Genomic DNA, 18,485 nt, shown 5'->3' on the forward strand with positions numbered 1-18,485 from the left:
CCGGCGAGACGGCTTCGTCGCCGGATTCGAATCCAATCGACAAAGTCGGTCTGAAGCCGGGTGTCGGAGGATCGCGAGAATAAGCAACCGTGTCGGTAATCTTCAGTCGACACGTAAACCGCATCCACGGCAAGGAGCTGCATGCCGGCGGCAGATTAAACGGTTCGAACTACGCAACGTCGAGTCGGGATGTCTGTTCGACTTACGACCGATTCTCGCTCTCCGAAGTTATTTCGCTGCCGGCTTCACGTCACGAACGTATTCGTGGCAGGTGATGCAAGTCGACGTCAAATGTTGATAGGTGTAGAGAGCCCCCTCGGCGTTTTTCTCCTTGGCGAGCCGCACGAGTTTCTCCGAGAGGCGATGGAACTCGGCGCTGTAGTGATCGTAGACGGCATCACGTTTCGCGGTGTGCCATTCATCGATGTCCCGGAGTTGACGTGCGCCTCGATCGATCAAGTCGAAGTCGCCGTACATCAAACCTTCCAACGTCTGTTGAGAGGCGGCGAGCTTGGCGCGCATGAGAATCGCGTCGCGTTTCTCCTCGCGACTCGGATCGGCGGCTCGCGTGCTCAGAGAGTCGATCAGAATCCCTACGATCAGGAAGCAGGCCAGAGTGAATGCAACGTTCTTCATGACTCAAGTTCCTCTTATGTGATAATTGCCGACATGTGCTTTCGTTAGCGATTCCGATTCTGCGAATACCCGACGATGTCGTCGATCGTTCGCAACTTTCCGTAATCGGATTCCGGAACGTCGATCCCGAGCTTCTTATTCAATCCGATGAGGAGTTGCAGAAAATCGTAGGAGTCGATCTCCAGCGCTTCGCGAAGATGATCGGTCGGCTTCAAGCTCGCAGAATCGACATCGGGTGCGATTCGGCGAAGTTCACCGATCACGACGTCTCGAATTTCAGCATCGGTTCGACTCATAGCTGCTCCGGACTTCGTAAACGACGGTCGAGCGCATCGAGAAACTTGGCGCCGATCCGGCCATCGGTCGCGCGGTGGTCGGCGGCGAGCGTGACATTCAACAACGAACGGACGCAAACGGAGTCGTTTTCGACCCAAGGCCGTTTCACGATCTTGCCTAACCCGACGATCGCCAACTGCGGTGGATAGATGACGCCGTAAACGGTCTCGACGCCGAGGTCTCCGAGGTTCGTGAGCGTCACCGTGGCGTCGGTCATCTCCGAACTGCGGAGTCGACCTGCCCGAGCGCGCGGGATCAGGTCATGAATTTCCTTCATTAACTCATCGAGCGACTTGCGATCCGTATCGTGAATCGCCGGTGCGACGAGTCCCCCGCCTCTCATCGCGATGGCCAGCCCGACATGGATCCGCTCGGAGAGCCGCACTCGTCCATCGATCCACGAGCCGTTCAACTCCGGGACGTCGCGCAGCGTGAGAGCCAGCGCTTTCAAGAGCAGCACGGCGGGCAGAATACGATTGGGGAGCGTTCTCTTAAGGTTCTCCGCCTCGAGCCGTGCCAAGGCCTGAGTCATGTCGATCGTCGTTTGCAGATAGTAGTGCGGAATCTCCTGTTTCGATTTCGACATCGCGGCCGCGATCGCGCGCCGCATTCGGTCTCGACCATCCTCCGGCTGTGCGAGAGTTGCATCGAGCGCCGTCGTCGCGGGGACGACGTTTTTCGCTTGCTCGACGTCATTTGCTTCGATGACTCCGCCGGCGCCGGTCCCCTTAACACGTCCGAGGTCGACGCCGAGTTCGGCCGCTCGCTTTCGGGCCAGCGGCGTCGCCTTCACTCGGTCCGGTCCAGGAGAACGGATGTTCGACGTCGATGTGATGGGCGACGGCGGTTGCGCTGAAAGCGCACCGATGTCGGGCTGTTGCGGAAGCGGCCTGACGGATGACGCGGTATCCGTCGCGCCGTCGATCACCGCCATTAAGGCACCGACCGCGAGTTTTTCTCCCGGCGCGGCGACGATCTTCTCGACGACTCCCGCATCGAAGCATTCGACGTCGATGACCCCCTTATCGGTTTCGACTTCCGCGACGACTTGGCCGCGCGCGACCGTATCGCCCGGTTTGATTTTCCACGCGACCAGGGTTCCCGCGGTCATGTCGGCGCCGAGGCTTGGCATGAGAAACTCAGCCATGTTTGTGAACCATCCCTTTGACCGCTTCGATGATGGTCGCCGCCTGCGGTAAAGCCTCGTGCTCGAGATGCTTGGCATACGGCATCGGCACTTCGGCTCCGCACAGCCGCACCACCGGACCGTCGAGGTCGTAAAAAGCCTGCTCCATGATTCGGGCCGCGATCTCCGCCGAGATGCCACCGCTGCGCCACCCGTCGTCGACGACCAGCGCGCGATGCGTCTTGGCGACCGACTTCATGATCGTGGCGTCGTCGAGCGGGCGCAACACCCGGAGATCGACGACTTCGACCTCGATCCCCTCGGCTGCGAGTGCCGTGGCCGCCTCAAGCGATTTATAAAGCCCGGCGCCGTACGTCACGATCGTCGCATCGGCACCGGTGCGGCGGACTTGAGCGTGAGCGATATCGAACGGCTCCGAACCGTCGGACATCGTTCCTTCGAGGTTGTACAAAGTCTGATTCTCGAAGATCAGTACCGGATCGGATTCCTGGAGCGCCGCGCCGAGCATTCGGCGTGCGTCGTCGATCGTCGCCGGTGCGAGAATAATGAGACCCGGGATGTGTGCGTACCAACCTTCGAGACTGTGCGAGTGTTGCGCGGCGAGCTGTTTGCCGCCGCCGGTCGCCATACGAATCACCAACGGCACGTTGAACTGACCGCCCGACATATGCAGCAAGGTCGCGGCCGTATTCATGATCTGATCGAGAGCCAGGAGGCTGAAGTTCACCGTCATGATCTCGACGATCGGTCGCATACCGCCGAGCGCGGCTCCGATTCCGGCGCCGACGAAGCCAGCCTCGGCCAAAGGGGTGTCGCGAATTCGCTCCGGACCGAACTCTTCGAGCAAGCCGCGGCTCACCGCGTAACAACCGCCGTAGCGGCCGACGTCTTCCCCCATGAGGAACACGCGAGGATCCGCCTGGAGCGCTTCGCGTAGCGCTTCGCGAACCGCTTCTCGATAGGTGATAGCCGCGGCTGCGATCGTCGCGTTCATACGGATCTCTTTTCCGAGTAGACGAAACGAGTGAGATCGGCGATCGGCTCCCATGTTCCCGACTCTGCGAACGCAACCGCCTCGTCGATTTCGCGGTCCGCGGTCCGTTCCAGTTCGGCGAGTTCCGCCGCACTGAGGAGCCCCGAGTCTCGGCACTTCTGCGAGAAAGTCACGATGGGGTCTCGTTTCTTCCACTCCGCGACCTCGTCTTTGGGGCGGTAGAGTTCGGCGTCGAACATCGAATGCGCACGAAATCGATAGGTGCGAGCCTCCAGCAAATACGGACTTCCTTCGCGCACGAGGGCGACGGCGTCGGCAGCCGCCTCGGAGACGGCGAGCACGTCCATTCCATCGACGGCCGCGGCGGCTATGCCGTAGCCGGCCCCCTTGCTCGCAATGTCGGTGACCGACTCGGTGAGTCGCAGCGCCGTTCCCATCGCGTAAAGATTGTTCTCGCAGACGAACAATACGGGGAGCTTCCACAACGCCGCCAGATTCATCGACTCGTGAAACTCCCCTTCCGCAACCGCCCCTTCTCCGAAGAAACACGCCGTGACACGCCGCCGACCTTGCATCTTGTCGGCCAGCGCCAGACCGACGGCGACGGGCAGTCCCCCGGCGACGATCGCATTGCCGCCGTAGAATCGGGTTGCGGCGTCGAAGATATGCATCGAGCCGCCCCGACCGCGTGCGCAACCCTCTTGCTTGCCGTACATCTCGGCCATGATCGCTCGGGCGGAGACTCCTCGGGCCAAAGCTTGGCCATGTTCGCGATAGGTCGCCAGCACGGCGTCGTCGGGAAGCAGATTCTCCATCACGCCCGTCGCCGTCGCTTCTTCACCGACATAGAGGTGGAGAAACCCTCGGATTTTTTGCGCGCCGTACAGTTCGACGCACTTCTCTTCGAACCGACGAATTAGAATCATCTTTCCGAGAAGTCTCAGCGCGCGATCCCGATCGAGACTTGCTGCCACGATGCTCATGTGTCGGTCTCCAGCGTCGATAGATCTCCCTCAGGGAGTCCAAGCTCACGCGCCTTGAGGAGGCGTCGCATGACTTTGCCGCTACGTGTCTTCGGCAGACTTGCGGCGAACTCGATTTCCTTCGGCGCCACGGCCGGCCCGAGCCGCTTTCGGCCGAACCCTAGCAATTCCGCTTGGAGCGCTTCGCTCGGCACGTTCGGCTGCTTGAGGACGACGAACGCCTTCACCAATTGGCCGATCAACGCATCGGGCTTGCCGATCACCCCCGCTTCGGCCACGGCGGGATGTTCCATGAGCGCGCTTTCCACCTCGAACGGTCCTACCATATGACCGGAGGTTTTGATGATGTCGTCGGAACGGCCTACGAACCAGAAGTAGCCGTCGGCGTCGCGTCGGGCGAGATCGCCACTTAGATACCAATCGCCGCTGAAGCAGTTGCGATAACGTTGGTCGTCGTGGAGATAGCCGCGAAACATCGAAGGCCAACCGGTCTTGAGAGCCAGTTCTCCCTCGACGTCGGGCTCGGCGACCACTTCGACGTTTCCATCGACGCGACTCACGATCGCCGATTCGATTCCCGGCAACGGCTTGCCCATCGAGCCGGGCCGAGTGTCCATCGACGGAAAATTCGCAACCATGATACCGCCGGTTTCCGTCTGCCACCAATTGTCATGAATCGGCAGACCGAGTGCTTCCGCTCCCCACACGACGGCCTCAGGATTCAACGGCTCGCCGACACTCAGCACTAGTCGTAGCGAAGAAAGGTCATATTGCTGACGAGGTTCGCCGGGGATTCGCATCAGGCGGCGGATCGCCGTCGGCGCGGTATACCAAACCGTGACGCGCTCATCCTGCAGAATGCGATACCAGCGTTCGGCGTCGAAATCGGCTTCGTCGACTAGGTTTACGACGCCGTGAAGAAGCGGTGAGAAGATGCCGTACGATGTGCCGGTGACCCAACCTGGATCGGCAGTACACCAGAAGACGTCGTCCGAACGAAAGTCCAGCACGTATTTGCCGGTCGCGAAGTGTGTCAGCGCCGCTTCGTGAACGTGCAGCGCGCCTTTCGGCATTCCCGTCGTGCCGCTTGTGAAGTGCAGTAGGGCGAGGTCGTCCGGCGATGTCGGAGGAATGGCGAACTCATCGGACGCGGCCGCGATCAGCCTGGGCAGCGAACGGACGTCGGACGATCGGTCTTCGGCCTCGTCGACCAACAGCACGGTCTTCAATTGCGGGAGTCGTTCTCGCAGCGCCGCGACCTTCTTGTCGTACAGCGCCGTGGTCGTTACCAGCAGCTTGCCGTCGCCGCGGTGGAGTCGTTGAAAAATCGGCTCCGGGCCGAATTGCGAGAACAGGGGGCAGAACACGGAGGCGTTTTTGAGGGTTCCTAACGCCGCAAAGTACAGTTCCGGAATCCGCCCCAACAGCGAAAAAACGGAATCCCCTTTACCGAGCCCGAGAGTTCGTAGGACGTTCGCAAGTCGATTGCTCTGCCGAGCGAGATCGACGTAGGAGAAGGTTTTTACCGAGCCGTCCTTCCCCAGCCACCGCAACGCCGTGCGATTTGCGTTCGGACCACGTGCGTGACGATCGACGGCCAAAGAAGCGAGATTGAAGCTCGCGTCCGCAGCATCGGATCCGAGTTCGGCCCGGACGCGATCCCAGGTGAACTCCGAGCGGATTCGATCATAATCGCCGAGGTGAAAAGGCGATCGATCGTTGCTCGGCGACTTTCTGATGACCGGGAAGGGCATGCGATTCGTAGACTTCGTAGGAACATCGTTCGTAAGAGCCATTGCGCCGCTATTAACGCAAACGACATGCCCCTCGCTTTCGACCTGAAAAACTCATTGCCACGGCGAAGAATCGACCTCATGGAGGGCAGTCGACTCAATCTTGAAGGGCGGCCCCTGTGCGATTGAGAGCGCCTCATCGCCGTGAGCGCGCCGATTCGCACACTCGTCGTGGTCGGCTGGAGCGGTCGACGTAGTGCTATCCAGTCGAGGGAGCGAATCGCAGATGGAGGAACGTATTTCTGCCGACAACGGGCAGCGGTACGGCGATTGCTTTTGTGCTGTGAGTCGACTCGGTCGCTCGAAATGATCGTTGGGCCGCGTTGGGAAATTTCGCCGAGGTTCGCGCCATGCGTCGACTCAAGATCTTGGTTCCCTTCGATTTTTCGCGGAGCAGTCATGCCGCCTTTGAGGCATCGCTATTGCTGGCTTGCGGTTCACATGGCAAGGTACCAGCGGCTCACATGACTGCCGCGGAAGCGCTGACTTCGGGCTTCGAAGACCTCTTTCCATCGTCGGAGCTCTAAGGACTATCGAAACAGTTGGCCGAAGCCTGCCGACACGATCCTGGAGTTACGGTAGAACGTAGAATAATTCACGGGCCGGTTGCCGAGGCCATTCTCGATCTCGCGCGTTCGGAGTAAGTGGATTTGATTGGGATGGGTACCCACGGACGACACGGCCTAAACAGGTTCTTGATGGGAAGCATCGCGGCAGCCGCATTGCGAGCGAGTCCGACGCCCGGCTTGTTGGTGAGAGGGACTCTTTCCCGATCCGTCTCCGATGTCGGAGATGCTCACGCGGGCTCTACTAAGGCAACAGTGAGGATCTGATGGCGGAAGACGTCGCGGCCGAAACGCCGAAGCTTCGTTTCAATCACCCTTGGTTCGTTGCCGTTTGGCCCGGCATGGGAAACGTGGCGATGAACGCGGGAGTCTATCTGCTCGCGAAGCTCGGTATGAACGTCTTTGGTGAGATGGACACCCGCGGCTCGTTCGACATCGAACAAGTCGAGACATCCGATGGCCTGATCTTACCTCTACGTCATCCGCAGAACCGGCTTTTCGCTTGGACCGATCCGCAAGGGAAGCATGACTTGATCGTGTTCATCGGCGAGGCGCAGCCGCCGCTCGGTAAACATGCCTTCTGCAGTCAATTGATCGAGCTGGCACGTCGGTTCAACGCGGAACGAGTATTCACTTTCGCTGCCATGGCGACGGAAATGACCCCGTCGGAGCCGTCGCGAGTTTTTTGTGCCACGACCGACGGTTCGCTGCTCGACGAATTGAAGCGACATCGCCTCGAGATGCTCAGAAGCGGACGGATCGGCGGACTTAACGGCTTGCTCCCCGCCGTTGCGGCGGAAGCCAGCCTGCCGGGGATCTGTCTTCTCGGCGAAATGCCGCATGTCTTCAGTCAACTGTCGTATCCCAAGGCCTCGCTGTCGATCCTCGAAGCGTTTTGCTCCGTGACCGGTATGTCCGTTGACCTGAGCGAGCTTGAGCAGCAAGCCGAAGCCGTCGATCAACGGCTCGCTCCGCTCTGGGATCAGCTGCAGGAAGCGGTACGGCGAGCTCGGAAACCGGACGAGGAATCGGAGTCGGCCGTCATTCCGTCGCCGGAAGAAGAAGGAATCGATCCGCAGGAAAATCAACGCTTGGAGCTGTTGTTCGAGCAGGCCGGCAAGGACCGCACGAAGGCGTTCGAGCTGAAGCAGGAGCTCGATCGGCTGGGGGTGTTTAAAGACTATGAGGACCGATTTCTGGATCTCTTTAAGCATCCCCAGTAAACGACGGTATTCACTTTTCACGAACGCGGACGTCGCCCGAACCGCATGGAGAAACGAACGATGTCGAACGAAACCGAGACCTTGCACGATCGAGTCGACGCATGTCGCCGGCACCTGACGACGGCGGAACTCAACGCGGACGTGCGCGGCGAATTATTGCAATTATTGGCCGATTTAGACGAGCGACTTGCGAACCAAGCCTCGTCGTCGAAGTCTACGACGGCGAAGTTCCGGACCGAGCAACAGACGCTCCCGTCACCGATCGAGCGTTTGAGAGACCTCGAACGGTCCGTCGAAGCGACCCATCCGGTGCTTTGCGGACTGGTCGGGAATTTAGCCGACTCGTTGAGTCGCCTGGGAATCTGAGTCGGATCGCTCGGAATTTTTCGGCGCGTCGTGCGTTCATGCGTGAGCGGCTCGTTGCGCGCTTTCCAGAGCTTCGCGAATCATCACCAATTCCCCGACATTCTCCAACGTGAGTAGACCGACGAGCTCTTCATTACGAAGCACGGGCATCGTCGGGCAGTCGCGAGTTTGAAAGCGCTCGATTGCGACGGTGAGCGGCTCTTCGGCATGAGCCGTCGAGAACGTTCGTTGCATCGCCGTTTCAACCGTTCCCTCGCCGCCGGCCCGAGCGACCGAGCTGAGGAGATCGGTCCGGGTCAGCACGCCGACGACCCGAGCCGTATCGACGACGGGCAAGTCATGCTGAGAGCCGGCGAGGATCAACTGAATGGCACGCTGGATCGAATCTTGCGGAGCGAGGCTTTGAAAGTCGGTGAGCATTGCCTTCGCGACCGAGATACCGTTGAGCGTTGACTTCATTCGGACCTCACCGGCTTCCTGGGCGGCGCCAATCCAGACGAAGAGCGCGATGAACAAAAGAACCGGGTTCGCCAGGATGCCGACCAACGCGAGCAGCAGCGCCAAGGATTGCCCGACCGACGCCGCGATTTGCGTCGCACGCGCGTAGTCGAGTCGCGTGGCGAGTAAGGCTCGCAACACCCGCCCGCCGTCCATGGGAAACGCCGGCAAGAGATTAAATAACCCGAGGAAGACGTTCACGACTAGGAGCCTTTGCAAGAAGGGCACGTCGTTCGGCGTCAGTTGTTCCACCGGGACATAGGAATGCGTGAGCTGCAAACCGGCGAACACGACGGCGGCGATGACCATATTCACCGCCGGGCCGGCCAATGCGACCCAGAGTTCCTGACGGGGATTCTCGGGGATTCGCTCCATGCGTGCGACTCCGCCGATCGGTAGCAGCGTGATATCGCGCGTCTTGATGCCGAATCGAGCGGCGGTCAGAGCATGGCCGAGCTCGTGCAGGACGATGCAACCGAAGATCGCAAGCACGAATCCGACTCCTTCCAACGCCGCGACGAAACCTCGTCGCTCCGACCATTCGCTGTAAAAAGCGAATGCTAACAGAATGAAGAACGTGGCATGCACGTAGACGCCGATGCCTCTCACTTCTCCGATTTTCCAAGACCAATTCATCGCGTAGTCGTCCGTGGTCGGCGGGGATAAACATTCGACGCCCAGTCCGCTGGGCTCGGCTCTAGAGGCAATCGCTATGCCGCCGGTGCGCGACCTTAAGTCTAAGCTTTCCGATCTTGCAGACGCCACTCCCGCGATATTCCCGGTTTACCGTACGGTGAAAAGATTGCTGATCGCTTTTGGCTGTTTGACGGAACCCTTGGTGGCGACCTCTCTGAGGACGATCAGTCGGAAAGACTCGGCGCGAACGCGGATAACAGCGGCTGGACGAGACGAATCATTCCGTGGGTGTGGCCGTTGCGAATTACGCATGGCTGCGCGGCAATCGAACCGGCCGGGAGCCGCACGGCGTGCGTTATCAGCGACAGGCGCGCTCTGCCGCACACGTCGCGAACCTGGCCGGCTGATTAGAGTGCCCTTTCGGGCACCACGGCGGCGTAGGAACAATCGCGAATCGCTCTGGATCGATTGCGACTCGCGACGGCACGGCGATTGCTTACGAGGACCTCGTAACACGCTTCCCTCGCACCAGCTTCTAGGAAAGCCGCTCGTGAAAGCTCGACTCATCTTGGTGCCGATCGATTTTACGCCGACCAGCGGCGCCGCTTTGGAGGCCGCAACGACGTTGGCACTCAGCTCCGTCGGCAAACTACTAATTTTTCATGTCTGCGAACGTCAAGGACTCGCGGAGAACTTGACATATGGTCTGGTCTACCCGGACCTTTCGACGGTGGAGTTGACCAAGAAATTGGCAGCCGTCGTACCTTCCGATAAGAGCGTCCCTTACGAACATCGACTTCTGAGCGGAAGTCCGGCTGGGAGGATTCTCGACATCGCCGAGTCGGAACACGTCGACCTGATCGTTTTAGGTACGCACGGTCGCCGCGGCATCGACCGCGTGCTGATGGGTAGCGTTGCGGAAGCGGTCGTACGTCGCGCCAAGTGTCCGGTCCTGGCTGTGAAGGCCGACGTGCCGTCGGCCGTTCTCGCCTCATGAAAGACCTGAAACGACTTTCGATACGAATTACTTCATCTCCCACTCTGCAAAGACACGCCGCAATGAATATGCAACTACTGCTTTGTGAATCGAATGAATCGTCCCTCGGGGAGCTCCGAGATTACTTGACCGGTCGCGGCTTCGACGTTGAGGTCGCGTCGAACGGCTTGCAATGCCTATTGCTTTTGCGGGAAATGCGTCCCGACATCGTCGTGTTGAATTGGGAGCTGCCGTGGGGCGGCGGCGACGGCGTTTTGTCCGTCCTGCAAGAGGAGTTTCGCTTGCTTCCCGTCGTCATTTCGACAAGGAATCTAAGCACGGTTTCGCGAACGCTCCGCTATGACGGCATCGTTGAGTTAATCGGCCGACCGCTTCGTCCGAAAGAAGTCTATAGCGGAATTCTTAACGCACTGAGGCGGTCGGAGAATCTCTGCGAAACGATACCCGATACGCAGCCTGTCGGCGCGACTGGGAAGCTCTAGTTCCGGCGACGTGTGGCGTCGCTATTCAAATTACGACCGGAAGCCTTTCGATCCTGCCCGCGGAGTCGGCAGGAGACTTGAGGGTGCGGTTCCAGTCTTGCTTTCCGTGGAACAGGCCATGGTTTACCTGCTGCAACCATCGGTGGATTTATGCATGCGATCACGCTTGATTCTCTCGAATTGACGCCGGAAGAACTGGAGCATAGCCGAGCAGCGATACGAAATTCGGCCTATCGAAAGTGGCTCGACGCCGGATGCCCGCGGTGCGATGACTTGGAGTTTTGGCTTTCGGCGGAGCGCGACTGGATCGAGTATTGTTACGTCCCGCACCGTCGGCGCGAAAACGAAGCGGCGTTTTTACCCTAAAGTGTATCGCACGGTTTTCCGTAGACCCCGATATTGGCGAGGCGTCCGCCAGGCGCGATGATCGCCTGACAGAGATCGAAATTCGCCGGGTGTCAGAGCTTCCAGGCGAGCTAGATAAGTGATCAGCCACGCTCTTCATCGATGAAATCGGCGAGATGCCGGGCTCGCTGCAGCCTAAGCTGCTCCGTGTGTTGGAAGACGGCTCGATGCGCCGCATCGGTTCGGCGAAAGAGCGCCGCGTCGACGTGCGCATCGTGGCGGCGACGAATCGAGACATGGCCGCGGAGGTGAAGGCCGGTCGATTCCGCGAAGATCTCTACAACCGGATCAACGTCATGTCGCTACGGTTGCCGCCGCTACGCGAGCATAACCGCGACGTTACGCTGTTGGTCCGAAAGTTCCTCGGCAATGATTGGCAGATCGAGCCCGAGGCGCTTGCGGCGCTCGAACGATAGGCTCTAAAGAAGATGCTATGATGGATAGTGCTTGCGTATAACTACCGCTTGACCGACCGTAGGTTCAAGGTCGGCGGGCGATCGCTTCTCCTCGTCAACCATCAGGATTCGCTCTCTCCTCATCGCGGCCCCGAAGAGAAACGGAATCCTTCGATCAGCGAGAGCAATTCCCTAACGTCGAACGGCTTATAACAGACGGCGTCGGCCGGAATGCTTTGCGGCTGTTCGCCGGATTCGTCCGGGCGATGTCCGGTAATAAGAATCGTTCGCGCTTGGGATTCGAGGCGACGTACCGTTTGCAGTAGCTCCAGCCCATCGCCGTCGGGCAAGCGTGAATCGACGAGTACGATTCCGAATCCGTTGTTCTGCAAGCGTGCGGTCGCGGAGCGAACGTCATGTGCGACGGCGACGCGGTAATTATGATCGTGGAGTAAGTCGCATAGAGTTGCACATAGATCCTGGTCGTCGTCGACGACTAACACGAGCGGCTGCAGCAGCGCCTCATCTAAGGTCGCGGCCAACTGAGCGAGATCGACCGGTTTGGAAAGGATTTTTCGCAGGCCGGATTTAAGTGCTCGGTCGGCGCGAGGATGGTTGGGATAGGCCGTCGCAAGAATGGCGACCGTTTCCGGGCTCTGTTCCTTCATCTTGCCGTAGAGTTCGATGCCGTCCATACCCGGCATCATGAGGTCGAGCACCGCCGCGTCGTAGTACGTCGACTGCATCCGTTGCAGGGCTTCGAACCCGTCATTCGCCATGTCGACTTGATAGCCCAGGTCGGTGAAGATATCCGAAAGGTTACGACAGGCGTCCGCCTCGTCGTCGACGATCAACAGTGAAGGTGTGCGATTCATTTGATGCTCCCGGACGGCGCCGACAATCGGACCGCGAACGTACTTCCCGCTCCCACGACGCTCACAGCCATCGGCTAGGTACTATTTGGGCTTATGATTACAACCGGCGACCACTGCGACATGGCCCTCCGCGAGCTATTCGGCGGTGCTTCGCCGCAGTAAGCAAGCCTCTCGGTGATTTCACTTTGGTTGCACGACATCCACGTCGTTGCGGATCTCATGCGTTCCGGAAACAGCTAAGGCGGTCGCTTGCGCGATTTGCTTTAGGTAGTAACTGGAGACTCGTCCCCTGAGAACTACGACTCGAGCGCGGACGGAGGCCCGAACCGCGTGCAGTGCTCGGTAGCCCCTGGCACGCAGGGCACGTTCGACTCGCTCAGCCAAGTGTTGGTCTTCCAGGCTCTGCGTCAGGAGCGGCGCGGTCACCTCAGGATCGTGCTTCTCCTTAATGGGATGCTCGCGCGCGGGAAGCGTGGCAGACTGGCTCATAGACAATACCCCCTTGTCATCCGATGAAAGGCGCTGAGTAACGACGAACACGATTCAGTTTCGACGGCTCCCTTCGTTCTTATCTGTCCAGCAGAGCGATCGGCGTGAAAGGCTTAGGCAGATAATCCGCGATGGGGGGCTCGTTGAGTTCGGTCAATTCCGGCAGCGCAGCAGGCGTGGCCGTGAGCAGGTTTCGGCCACACTGACCAACATTTGGGGCGCGTCGTAATGCAATCGCTGATCGTGATTGTCTTCATCGATAGACTCGTCGCTCAGAGAGAAGCGTCATCGAAGGAACATCGCGCCTCGAGGATCGTTCGTGAATGTTGCAATCGGATCCGTGCATCGATCCTATCGACTTGAGCGGACGCTCCTATCGGTGAGACTGGCAATCCTCATCGCATGTGTAGGCGCTGCGCTTACAAGCCGCCGACCTGCAAGGCCTGGAATGTCCCAAACTCGTCGCAGGCCGATAAATTCGCTTCGTGACGGGAATCTCAGCGCGCAGGCGGGCTGTCGCGTCTACCCACGGCGGCTATATTGGCAGCCGTCGCTTCGGCATCAATATTTTTGATTCATCCGCCCGGTTTCGACATTGCATGTTCGGACAAAATCAACGCTTGCTCAATTGGGAACTCTCTTCTCCTCGAGCGACTTGGGTCATCGTCTTGGCGGTGATCTCGTTCGCTGAGTACCTCATCATGCGATTGCTGTCGCATATCGTGGGTAGTTCCTCCTCTTTGCTTACGGCCGCCGTCGTTGATTCCGTCCTCCTTACCGTGATCGCCGCGCCACTTCTTTGGTTAACGATCGTCCGCCCGCTACGACAAGCGGCTCGGGCTCGCGAGCGCTTCGTCGACAATCTATTCGGAGCGATCGAGGATGAACGCCGGCGCATCGCACACGAGGTGCACGATGGTGTGGGGCAATCGGTCATGTTATTGATCTCCGGCCTGAGGTCGTTGTCGCAGGCCGGACAACCGGACGAAACGCGGCGAAAGGAGCGTGAGTTGCTTTCCTATGCCCAGCAAGCACTCGCCGACCTCAAGCGCGTATCGCTCGGGCTTCGACCGAGCCTACTGGACGACTTCGGATTGAAGCCGGCGATCGAACATTTAGTCGCCGAGGTTCAGGCCCATTCGTCGCTTAAGGTGCGCGTCGATCTGGAGGCCGTTGCCGAGCGGCGATTCGGAGACGACGTCGAAACTCATTTGTATCGCATCGTCCAGGAATCGCTGAATAATATCGTTAAGCACGCCGCAGCCGCCAACGTCGAACTCCTCATGATGCGCGACGGCGAATCCCTTCGTTTGGAAATCAACGACGACGGTATCGGCATCGAGCTGACTCGCTTGGACGGCGCATTGCGATCCGGCGGGCACCTGGGAATGATCGGGATGCGACAACGCGCAAAGCTGCTCGGCGGAGAGTTTGCCGTCGATCCAAACGGCGGGCGAGGCACTCGGATCATCGTGTCGCTTCCCTTTCCGCGAATCGCCTCATGAAAAAAACACGGATCATGCTCGTCGATGATCACAAGGTCCTGCGCAGCGGACTCAAATTGTTGCTCGACGCCCAAAGCGACATGGAGGTCGTCGCGGAGGCTGACGATGCCAAGCACGTGCTGACGACGGCGGGACGCTCGAGTCCGGATGTCGTTTTACTCGACCTAACGCTTCCGAACGGCGGCGGCTTGGCACTGATAGAACCGTTGACGGAGTCCTCTCCGACTCCGCGCGTGATCGTGCTTTCGATGCACAACGATCCTGCTTACGTGCGTTCGGCATTGGCAGCCGGCGCTACCGGATATACGGTCAAATCCATCTCCGAGCAAGCGCTGCTTAGCGCCGTACGTGACGTCGCGCGAGGACGAGTCATTATCGATCTCGATGACGATGCGTTGACCGCGAACGTTTTTCAGGCCCTGACTCGCGGTCATGGCGGAACGCTTTCCGGGATTGCGAAGCTGAGTGACCGAGAGTTGGAAGTGTTGCGGCTTCTCGGACGCGGGCTCACAAACCAAGTCGTCGCTGAACAGCTGGACGTCAGCCCCAAAACGGTGGCGACCTACCGCGCTCGAATCGGCCAGAAGCTCGGGCTCAAGACGACCGCCGAATTCGTCAAATACGCCCAGGAACTAAAGCCGTAGAAATCCGCACGGCAGTTGCGGAATGCTCCGCCACGTATCTCGCAATCGCGAGATCTCGCCGCATTCGGCTCGGATTCATGATCGGGGCTTAACATCTCGCGCAACCTGAACGTGAGAATGCGATCGCCGGCGAGGTGGCTTTCAAAGCGCCGCCGTGCTGAGTGTCACGACATTCCGCACTTATGTGCGTGAGTTCTCGCCATTTTAGCCGATCCTGGCCGGTGATTGCCATCCGCCTGGTTGCTCTGCCGGTGGGGGCAATCATGATCGGGTGATGGCCACCGCACCTCGCACGCAACGTCGTTACGATCGCAGTGCTCCATCGCCCTACTGTGCTCGAAGTTGAAGGTACATCTCGACGATCGCTTCGCAAAGGTCGTCGTCTTTGGTCAGACCTAGAATTCGTGTGACGCAAAGCGGCGCTTCGCCGGCTCTGGTTTTCGTCGCGGTCAAGCTCAACGAGAAGTCGGCTTTTTTGATTACCAGTTCGGTGCCATTCGCGACTAGGGCTCGAAGTACGTTTACGACGTCAGTCATAGCGCACGACGTTAAGGGGAGCCGGTCGGGCCATTTGCAAGGCAGGGTGACGAGGACAGATCCTTCTATCATCCGCGTGCGCCGACGTCGAAATCAAGTCTGCTAGCCACATCGTCCGGGCCGACTTCTGCGACATTCCACATGCCGCAATTATCCGGGCGACGCCGCGGGCCGCGAGGTTCACCACCCCGCGGCCCGTCGTGCGTCGTGCTGGTAGTCGCGAACGTCGAGCCTAGCCCATGACCTCGACCAGTTTGAGGAACGCCGCCTTGAGTTTCGCGGTCGGTGTTTGCTGCCCTTGGGCGGCCTTGTAAAGCGTCAGGGCTGCGTCGAGCCCATCGGCTTGAGTCAGCTTTGCTCCGGCGTTCGAAGAGTGCGACGCCTTAGCCTCGGCGGCATGGCGAACCGCTCGCTTGACCTTTGACTGGGCCCGGATCATCGAGACCATGTTCGGCGAGACGTCGAAACCATATTCCCTGAGCGCCGCAACGACCTCCTTGGGCTTCGCCTGCTTGTGACCCTTCAGGTACTCGCGAATCGCGGCTGACTTGTTTACCTTTGATTCGCCACCGGCCTCGGTGTTAGGCTTCACGTTACGCTTCTTGGCCATGGCGGTTGATCCTCGGTTGGCAACTGGATAGTGTCTAAAACGTAAGTTGCGAAGCCCTGAGTGTCAAAGGGCCGTCGTGTGAACCGCATTGACGCCACCATGCTGTCGCCGAGCGTCTTATGTCAGACTTCGTCATGACCTACCCGGCGTTTTTCCTGCTCAACGAGCACGACGCGCCGGAGCTCGTCGAGATCGACGGGAAACTCTGCGTGTGTCTCTTCACGGATACCGATCTGGTCGCGACGTTCTACCGGGATATGCATGACCACGGGGCCACGCAAGCACATTTGATCGCGGCGCATTCGAGAGTGGAATTGCTGCAGATCCTCGGCCAGTGGCGACCGGTCTTCGAGAGCGACGGGATCCGCTTCGTCGCCTTCGATGTGAGCCCGCGGAGACGGCCGATGTACGGCGAGCTTGCGAAGCTTGTCGCGATGCTGGAGGCGGAGCGATAGTCGTTCATGCGTCGGCGCAGGGCCTATCCGCCGGTTTTTGCCTTGAGAAATTCGGCGGCGCAGGCAAACGCCGCATCTCTCATTGCATCCCCCATCATCTCGGCACTGCACAGCACGGTGTCGTCGACGGCCAGCTTGCGCGCTTCCGTTATGTCCTGTCCGAGATAGACCCCTGCTGAGTGTCACGACATTCAGCACTTTTCTGCGCGAGTTCTCGCCATTTTAGTCCCTGCCCGCCCCGGCTTGGGAGACCTGAGCCGTGGCTTCTCCGCAAGCTCGGCGTTTTAGCGTTGCTGTTTACCGGGAAATTCCCAAGCCGCGCGTACTCCAGCCAAGGGGGCTCGCGTTGTCACCCGTCCAAGCTCAGTTGAGACTCACGGTCACGGGTTCACAGGCGCTACAGGTCCGCTTCCGATTGGCCTCCGCCCGTGCTTGGCGTGCCAGTCGCCGAGCCGCTTCCAGTTCTCCAGGAATCTTGTCTCCCGTGCCGAAGTACATTTCGTCCGGCGTCTGCCCCCGAAACGCGGAGTGCGTGAGTCGCGCGTTATGCTCCTGAACATAAAAGGCGACCAGCTTCTCGACGCTGCGGAGTGTGTCGAGTGTGTTCAGGAACAGCCACTGGTGTTTGAGCACGCGCCACCAGGATTCGATCAGGGAATTGGAGAACGTGATCTCGGTTTGAGCCAGGACTCGGCTCAGCAGGCCCGAGGTTATCAACTCGTCGACGGCTCCATTAAAATTCTCGACTCCGCCGTCGACCAACAACAGGGGCTTGTCGCTACCGACTCCTTTCGCCGCCGTGAGCAAGATCTCCACCGTGGCTAAGGGATTGAAGGTCGGGGAGACCTTCCACGCCAAGATCCGGCGGGAGAAGTTGTCGATCACCGCCTGCAGATAGACTCGGCTGCCGTCGAGCAAGCGGATGAGCGTGGTGTCCATGTGCCAGACCTCATTGGGCCGGGCAGCGCGAATCCCGACCTTCGGCGCGGCCGGGTGGACCCGTTGCCGGGGTCGCCGCCACCGGCGCTCCCGCACCAGCCGATACCAGGTACTTGCCGAAGCGAAGACTTTGCCGATGCGTTGGGCTAACCGAGCCAGCGTCCCGGTCGGCACATGCCGGTAGTCGTCGGAAGTCACCAACTCTTGGATCGCGCTGACTTCCGTGGCCGTGAGTTGCTGCGGCGAGGATCGTGGACAGGAGGACCGATCGTCGAGAGCGCAGGGGTCTTCTCGGCTCCAAGCGTGATACCGCACCGGCGACAAGCGAATAACGCGGAGTAGGGACCGCAACGGCAGAGCGGAACGTGAACGTTCGATGGCTTGCAGCAGCGATCGTTTGTTGCCGCCCTCCGACAATCGAGTCTGGTTCAGCGAGTAGCCGGATATTCGGAACACAACCAACAACACCCGCAGCAACGCGATCAACTTCTGAACTCGTCTGCGGAGCAGGAGCACTTCTCGCTGTAACTGAGTCGAGTCCGTGTCCACCGTGTCGATGGTCACGACTGGGGCGTTCGGTTCTCTGAGCCAGCCACGAGCGGTCGAGCGCGGGACGCCTCGTTGAACGGCGCAGTGGATGTCCCGCGTGGTGCGGACCAGATTCCGGAGACGGTGATCGTAACGACGTAGTGTACGAGTTGCGGTGGCCATCACACGATCATGATTGCCCTCACCGGCACAGCAACCGGGCGGACCGCAATCGCCGGCCGGGATCGATTAAAATGGCGAGAACTCGCGCACAAAAGTGCTGAAGGTCGTGACACTCAGCACGGCGATCGACCACGGTCAGGCCTTCACGCGTCGTCCCTTGAAAGTCAACGAAGGCATGAGCGGCGTGTGCCGCGCGGCGACAGGGGTGCGAACGAAAGTCACTCGACATGAGGAAGTTCTCGTAATGACGTGCGTCAAGCTTC

Annotated in this window: 20 protein-coding genes and 1 pseudogene; 10 read left to right on the plus strand and 11 right to left on the minus strand. The window is 59.6% G+C overall.

Annotated features, from left to right (window positions below; all coding sequences use genetic code 11):
• Nucleotides 1-228: 228 nt before the first annotated feature.
• Genes K8U03_23645 through acsA form a run of 6 tightly spaced genes read right to left on the minus strand, consistent with a single transcriptional unit; the run spans nt 229 to nt 5,850 of the window.
• Nucleotides 229-636, minus strand: coding sequence for a hypothetical protein (locus K8U03_23645; GenBank protein ID MCE9607890.1), 408 nt, complete (start codon nt 634-636; stop codon nt 229-231).
• Between the two features lie 44 nt (nt 637-680).
• Complete coding sequence (locus K8U03_23650; GenBank protein MCE9607891.1) at nt 681-932, minus strand: acyl carrier protein; 252 nt, start codon at nt 930-932, stop codon at nt 681-683.
• Nucleotides 929-2,119 (minus strand): 2-oxo acid dehydrogenase subunit E2, encoded by a 1,191-nt coding sequence (locus K8U03_23655; GenBank protein MCE9607892.1) that lies wholly within the window; start codon nt 2,117-2,119, stop codon nt 929-931. Before K8U03_23655 ends, K8U03_23650 begins: the two co-directional genes overlap by 4 nt.
• Nucleotides 2,112-3,113, minus strand: coding sequence for an alpha-ketoacid dehydrogenase subunit beta (locus K8U03_23660; protein ID MCE9607893.1), 1,002 nt, complete (start codon nt 3,111-3,113; stop codon nt 2,112-2,114). The genes K8U03_23655 and K8U03_23660 overlap by 8 nt, the downstream gene beginning before the upstream one ends.
• Nucleotides 3,110-4,096: a pyruvate dehydrogenase (acetyl-transferring) E1 component subunit alpha gene (gene pdhA / locus K8U03_23665; protein MCE9607894.1), complete on the minus strand. Its 987-nt coding sequence runs from the start codon at nt 4,094-4,096 to the stop codon at nt 3,110-3,112. Before pdhA ends, K8U03_23660 begins: the two co-directional genes overlap by 4 nt.
• Nucleotides 4,093-5,850, minus strand: coding sequence for an acetate--CoA ligase (acsA, locus tag K8U03_23670; GenBank protein MCE9607895.1), 1,758 nt, complete (start codon nt 5,848-5,850; stop codon nt 4,093-4,095). Before acsA ends, pdhA begins: the two co-directional genes overlap by 4 nt.
• 581 nt (nt 5,851-6,431) lie before the next feature.
• Between acsA and K8U03_23675 the strand changes: the two are divergent.
• The 3 genes and pseudogenes from K8U03_23675 (at nt 6,432) to K8U03_23685 (ending at nt 8,044) form a co-directional block, all read left to right on the plus strand.
• Nucleotides 6,432-6,722 (plus strand): annotated as a pseudogene (locus K8U03_23675) (universal stress protein).
• Nucleotides 6,722-7,678: a PAC2 family protein gene (locus K8U03_23680; GenBank protein ID MCE9607896.1), complete on the plus strand. Its 957-nt coding sequence runs from the start codon at nt 6,722-6,724 to the stop codon at nt 7,676-7,678. The pseudogene K8U03_23675 and the gene K8U03_23680 overlap by 1 nt, the downstream one beginning before the upstream one ends.
• 60 nt (nt 7,679-7,738) lie before the next feature.
• Entirely contained in the window at nt 7,739-8,044 is a 306-nt protein-coding gene (locus K8U03_23685; GenBank protein MCE9607897.1) for a DUF4404 family protein, read from the plus strand.
• Between the two features lie 36 nt (nt 8,045-8,080).
• On the opposite strand, the gene K8U03_23690 is transcribed toward K8U03_23685, so the two are convergent.
• Nucleotides 8,081-9,178: a site-2 protease family protein gene (locus K8U03_23690; protein MCE9607898.1), complete on the minus strand. Its 1,098-nt coding sequence runs from the start codon at nt 9,176-9,178 to the stop codon at nt 8,081-8,083.
• 550 nt (nt 9,179-9,728) lie between these two features.
• On the opposite strand from K8U03_23690, the gene K8U03_23695 reads away from it, so the two are divergent.
• From K8U03_23695 to K8U03_23710, 4 genes are all read left to right on the plus strand, one after another.
• Nucleotides 9,729-10,175, plus strand: a complete 447-nt coding sequence (locus K8U03_23695) for a universal stress protein (protein MCE9607899.1) — start codon at nt 9,729-9,731, stop codon at nt 10,173-10,175.
• Between the two features lie 62 nt (nt 10,176-10,237).
• Entirely contained in the window at nt 10,238-10,657 is a 420-nt protein-coding gene (locus K8U03_23700; GenBank protein MCE9607900.1) for a response regulator, read from the plus strand.
• 150 nt (nt 10,658-10,807) lie between these two features.
• Nucleotides 10,808-11,023, plus strand: a complete 216-nt coding sequence (locus K8U03_23705; GenBank protein ID MCE9607901.1) for a DUF2934 domain-containing protein — start codon at nt 10,808-10,810, stop codon at nt 11,021-11,023.
• Between the two features lie 155 nt (nt 11,024-11,178).
• Nucleotides 11,179-11,478 (plus strand): sigma 54-interacting transcriptional regulator, encoded by a 300-nt coding sequence (locus K8U03_23710; GenBank protein ID MCE9607902.1) that lies wholly within the window; start codon nt 11,179-11,181, stop codon nt 11,476-11,478.
• 119 nt (nt 11,479-11,597) lie between these two features.
• On the opposite strand, the gene K8U03_23715 is transcribed toward K8U03_23710, so the two are convergent.
• The gene (locus tag K8U03_23715; protein ID MCE9607903.1) at nt 11,598-12,332 is read right to left on the minus strand and encodes a response regulator; all 735 of its coding nucleotides are present in this window, start codon (nt 12,330-12,332) and stop codon (nt 11,598-11,600) included.
• A 180-nt stretch (nt 12,333-12,512) separates the two neighbouring features.
• Complete coding sequence (locus K8U03_23720; GenBank protein MCE9607904.1) at nt 12,513-12,821, minus strand: BON domain-containing protein; 309 nt, start codon at nt 12,819-12,821, stop codon at nt 12,513-12,515.
• Nucleotides 12,822-13,420: 599 nt separating this feature from the next.
• Here K8U03_23720 and K8U03_23725 point away from each other — a divergent pair.
• Together K8U03_23725 and K8U03_23730 are read left to right on the plus strand one after the other, a co-directional pair.
• A complete protein-coding gene (locus K8U03_23725) occupies nt 13,421-14,326 on the plus strand; it encodes a sensor histidine kinase (GenBank protein ID MCE9607905.1) in 906 nt (301 codons plus the stop codon).
• On the plus strand, nt 14,323-14,970 hold the full coding sequence (locus K8U03_23730) for a response regulator transcription factor (GenBank protein ID MCE9607906.1): 648 nt from the start codon (nt 14,323-14,325) through the stop codon (nt 14,968-14,970). The genes K8U03_23725 and K8U03_23730 overlap by 4 nt, the downstream gene beginning before the upstream one ends.
• A 769-nt stretch (nt 14,971-15,739) precedes the next feature.
• Here K8U03_23730 and K8U03_23735 read toward each other — a convergent pair.
• Nucleotides 15,740-16,117, minus strand: coding sequence for a hypothetical protein (locus K8U03_23735; GenBank protein MCE9607907.1), 378 nt, complete (start codon nt 16,115-16,117; stop codon nt 15,740-15,742).
• Between the two features lie 119 nt (nt 16,118-16,236).
• Here K8U03_23735 and K8U03_23740 point away from each other — a divergent pair, with 119 nt between their 5' ends.
• Entirely contained in the window at nt 16,237-16,572 is a 336-nt protein-coding gene (locus K8U03_23740; GenBank protein ID MCE9607908.1) for a hypothetical protein, read from the plus strand.
• 363 nt (nt 16,573-16,935) lie between these two features.
• Here K8U03_23740 and K8U03_23745 read toward each other — a convergent pair whose 3' ends face one another.
• Entirely contained in the window at nt 16,936-18,075 is a 1,140-nt protein-coding gene (locus K8U03_23745; GenBank protein ID MCE9607909.1) for a DDE-type integrase/transposase/recombinase, read from the minus strand.
• Nucleotides 18,076-18,485 lie beyond the last annotated feature (410 nt).

Source organism: Planctomycetia bacterium (genome assembly GCA_021413845.1).
Classification (GTDB): Bacteria; Planctomycetota; Planctomycetia; order Pirellulales; family PNKZ01; genus PNKZ01.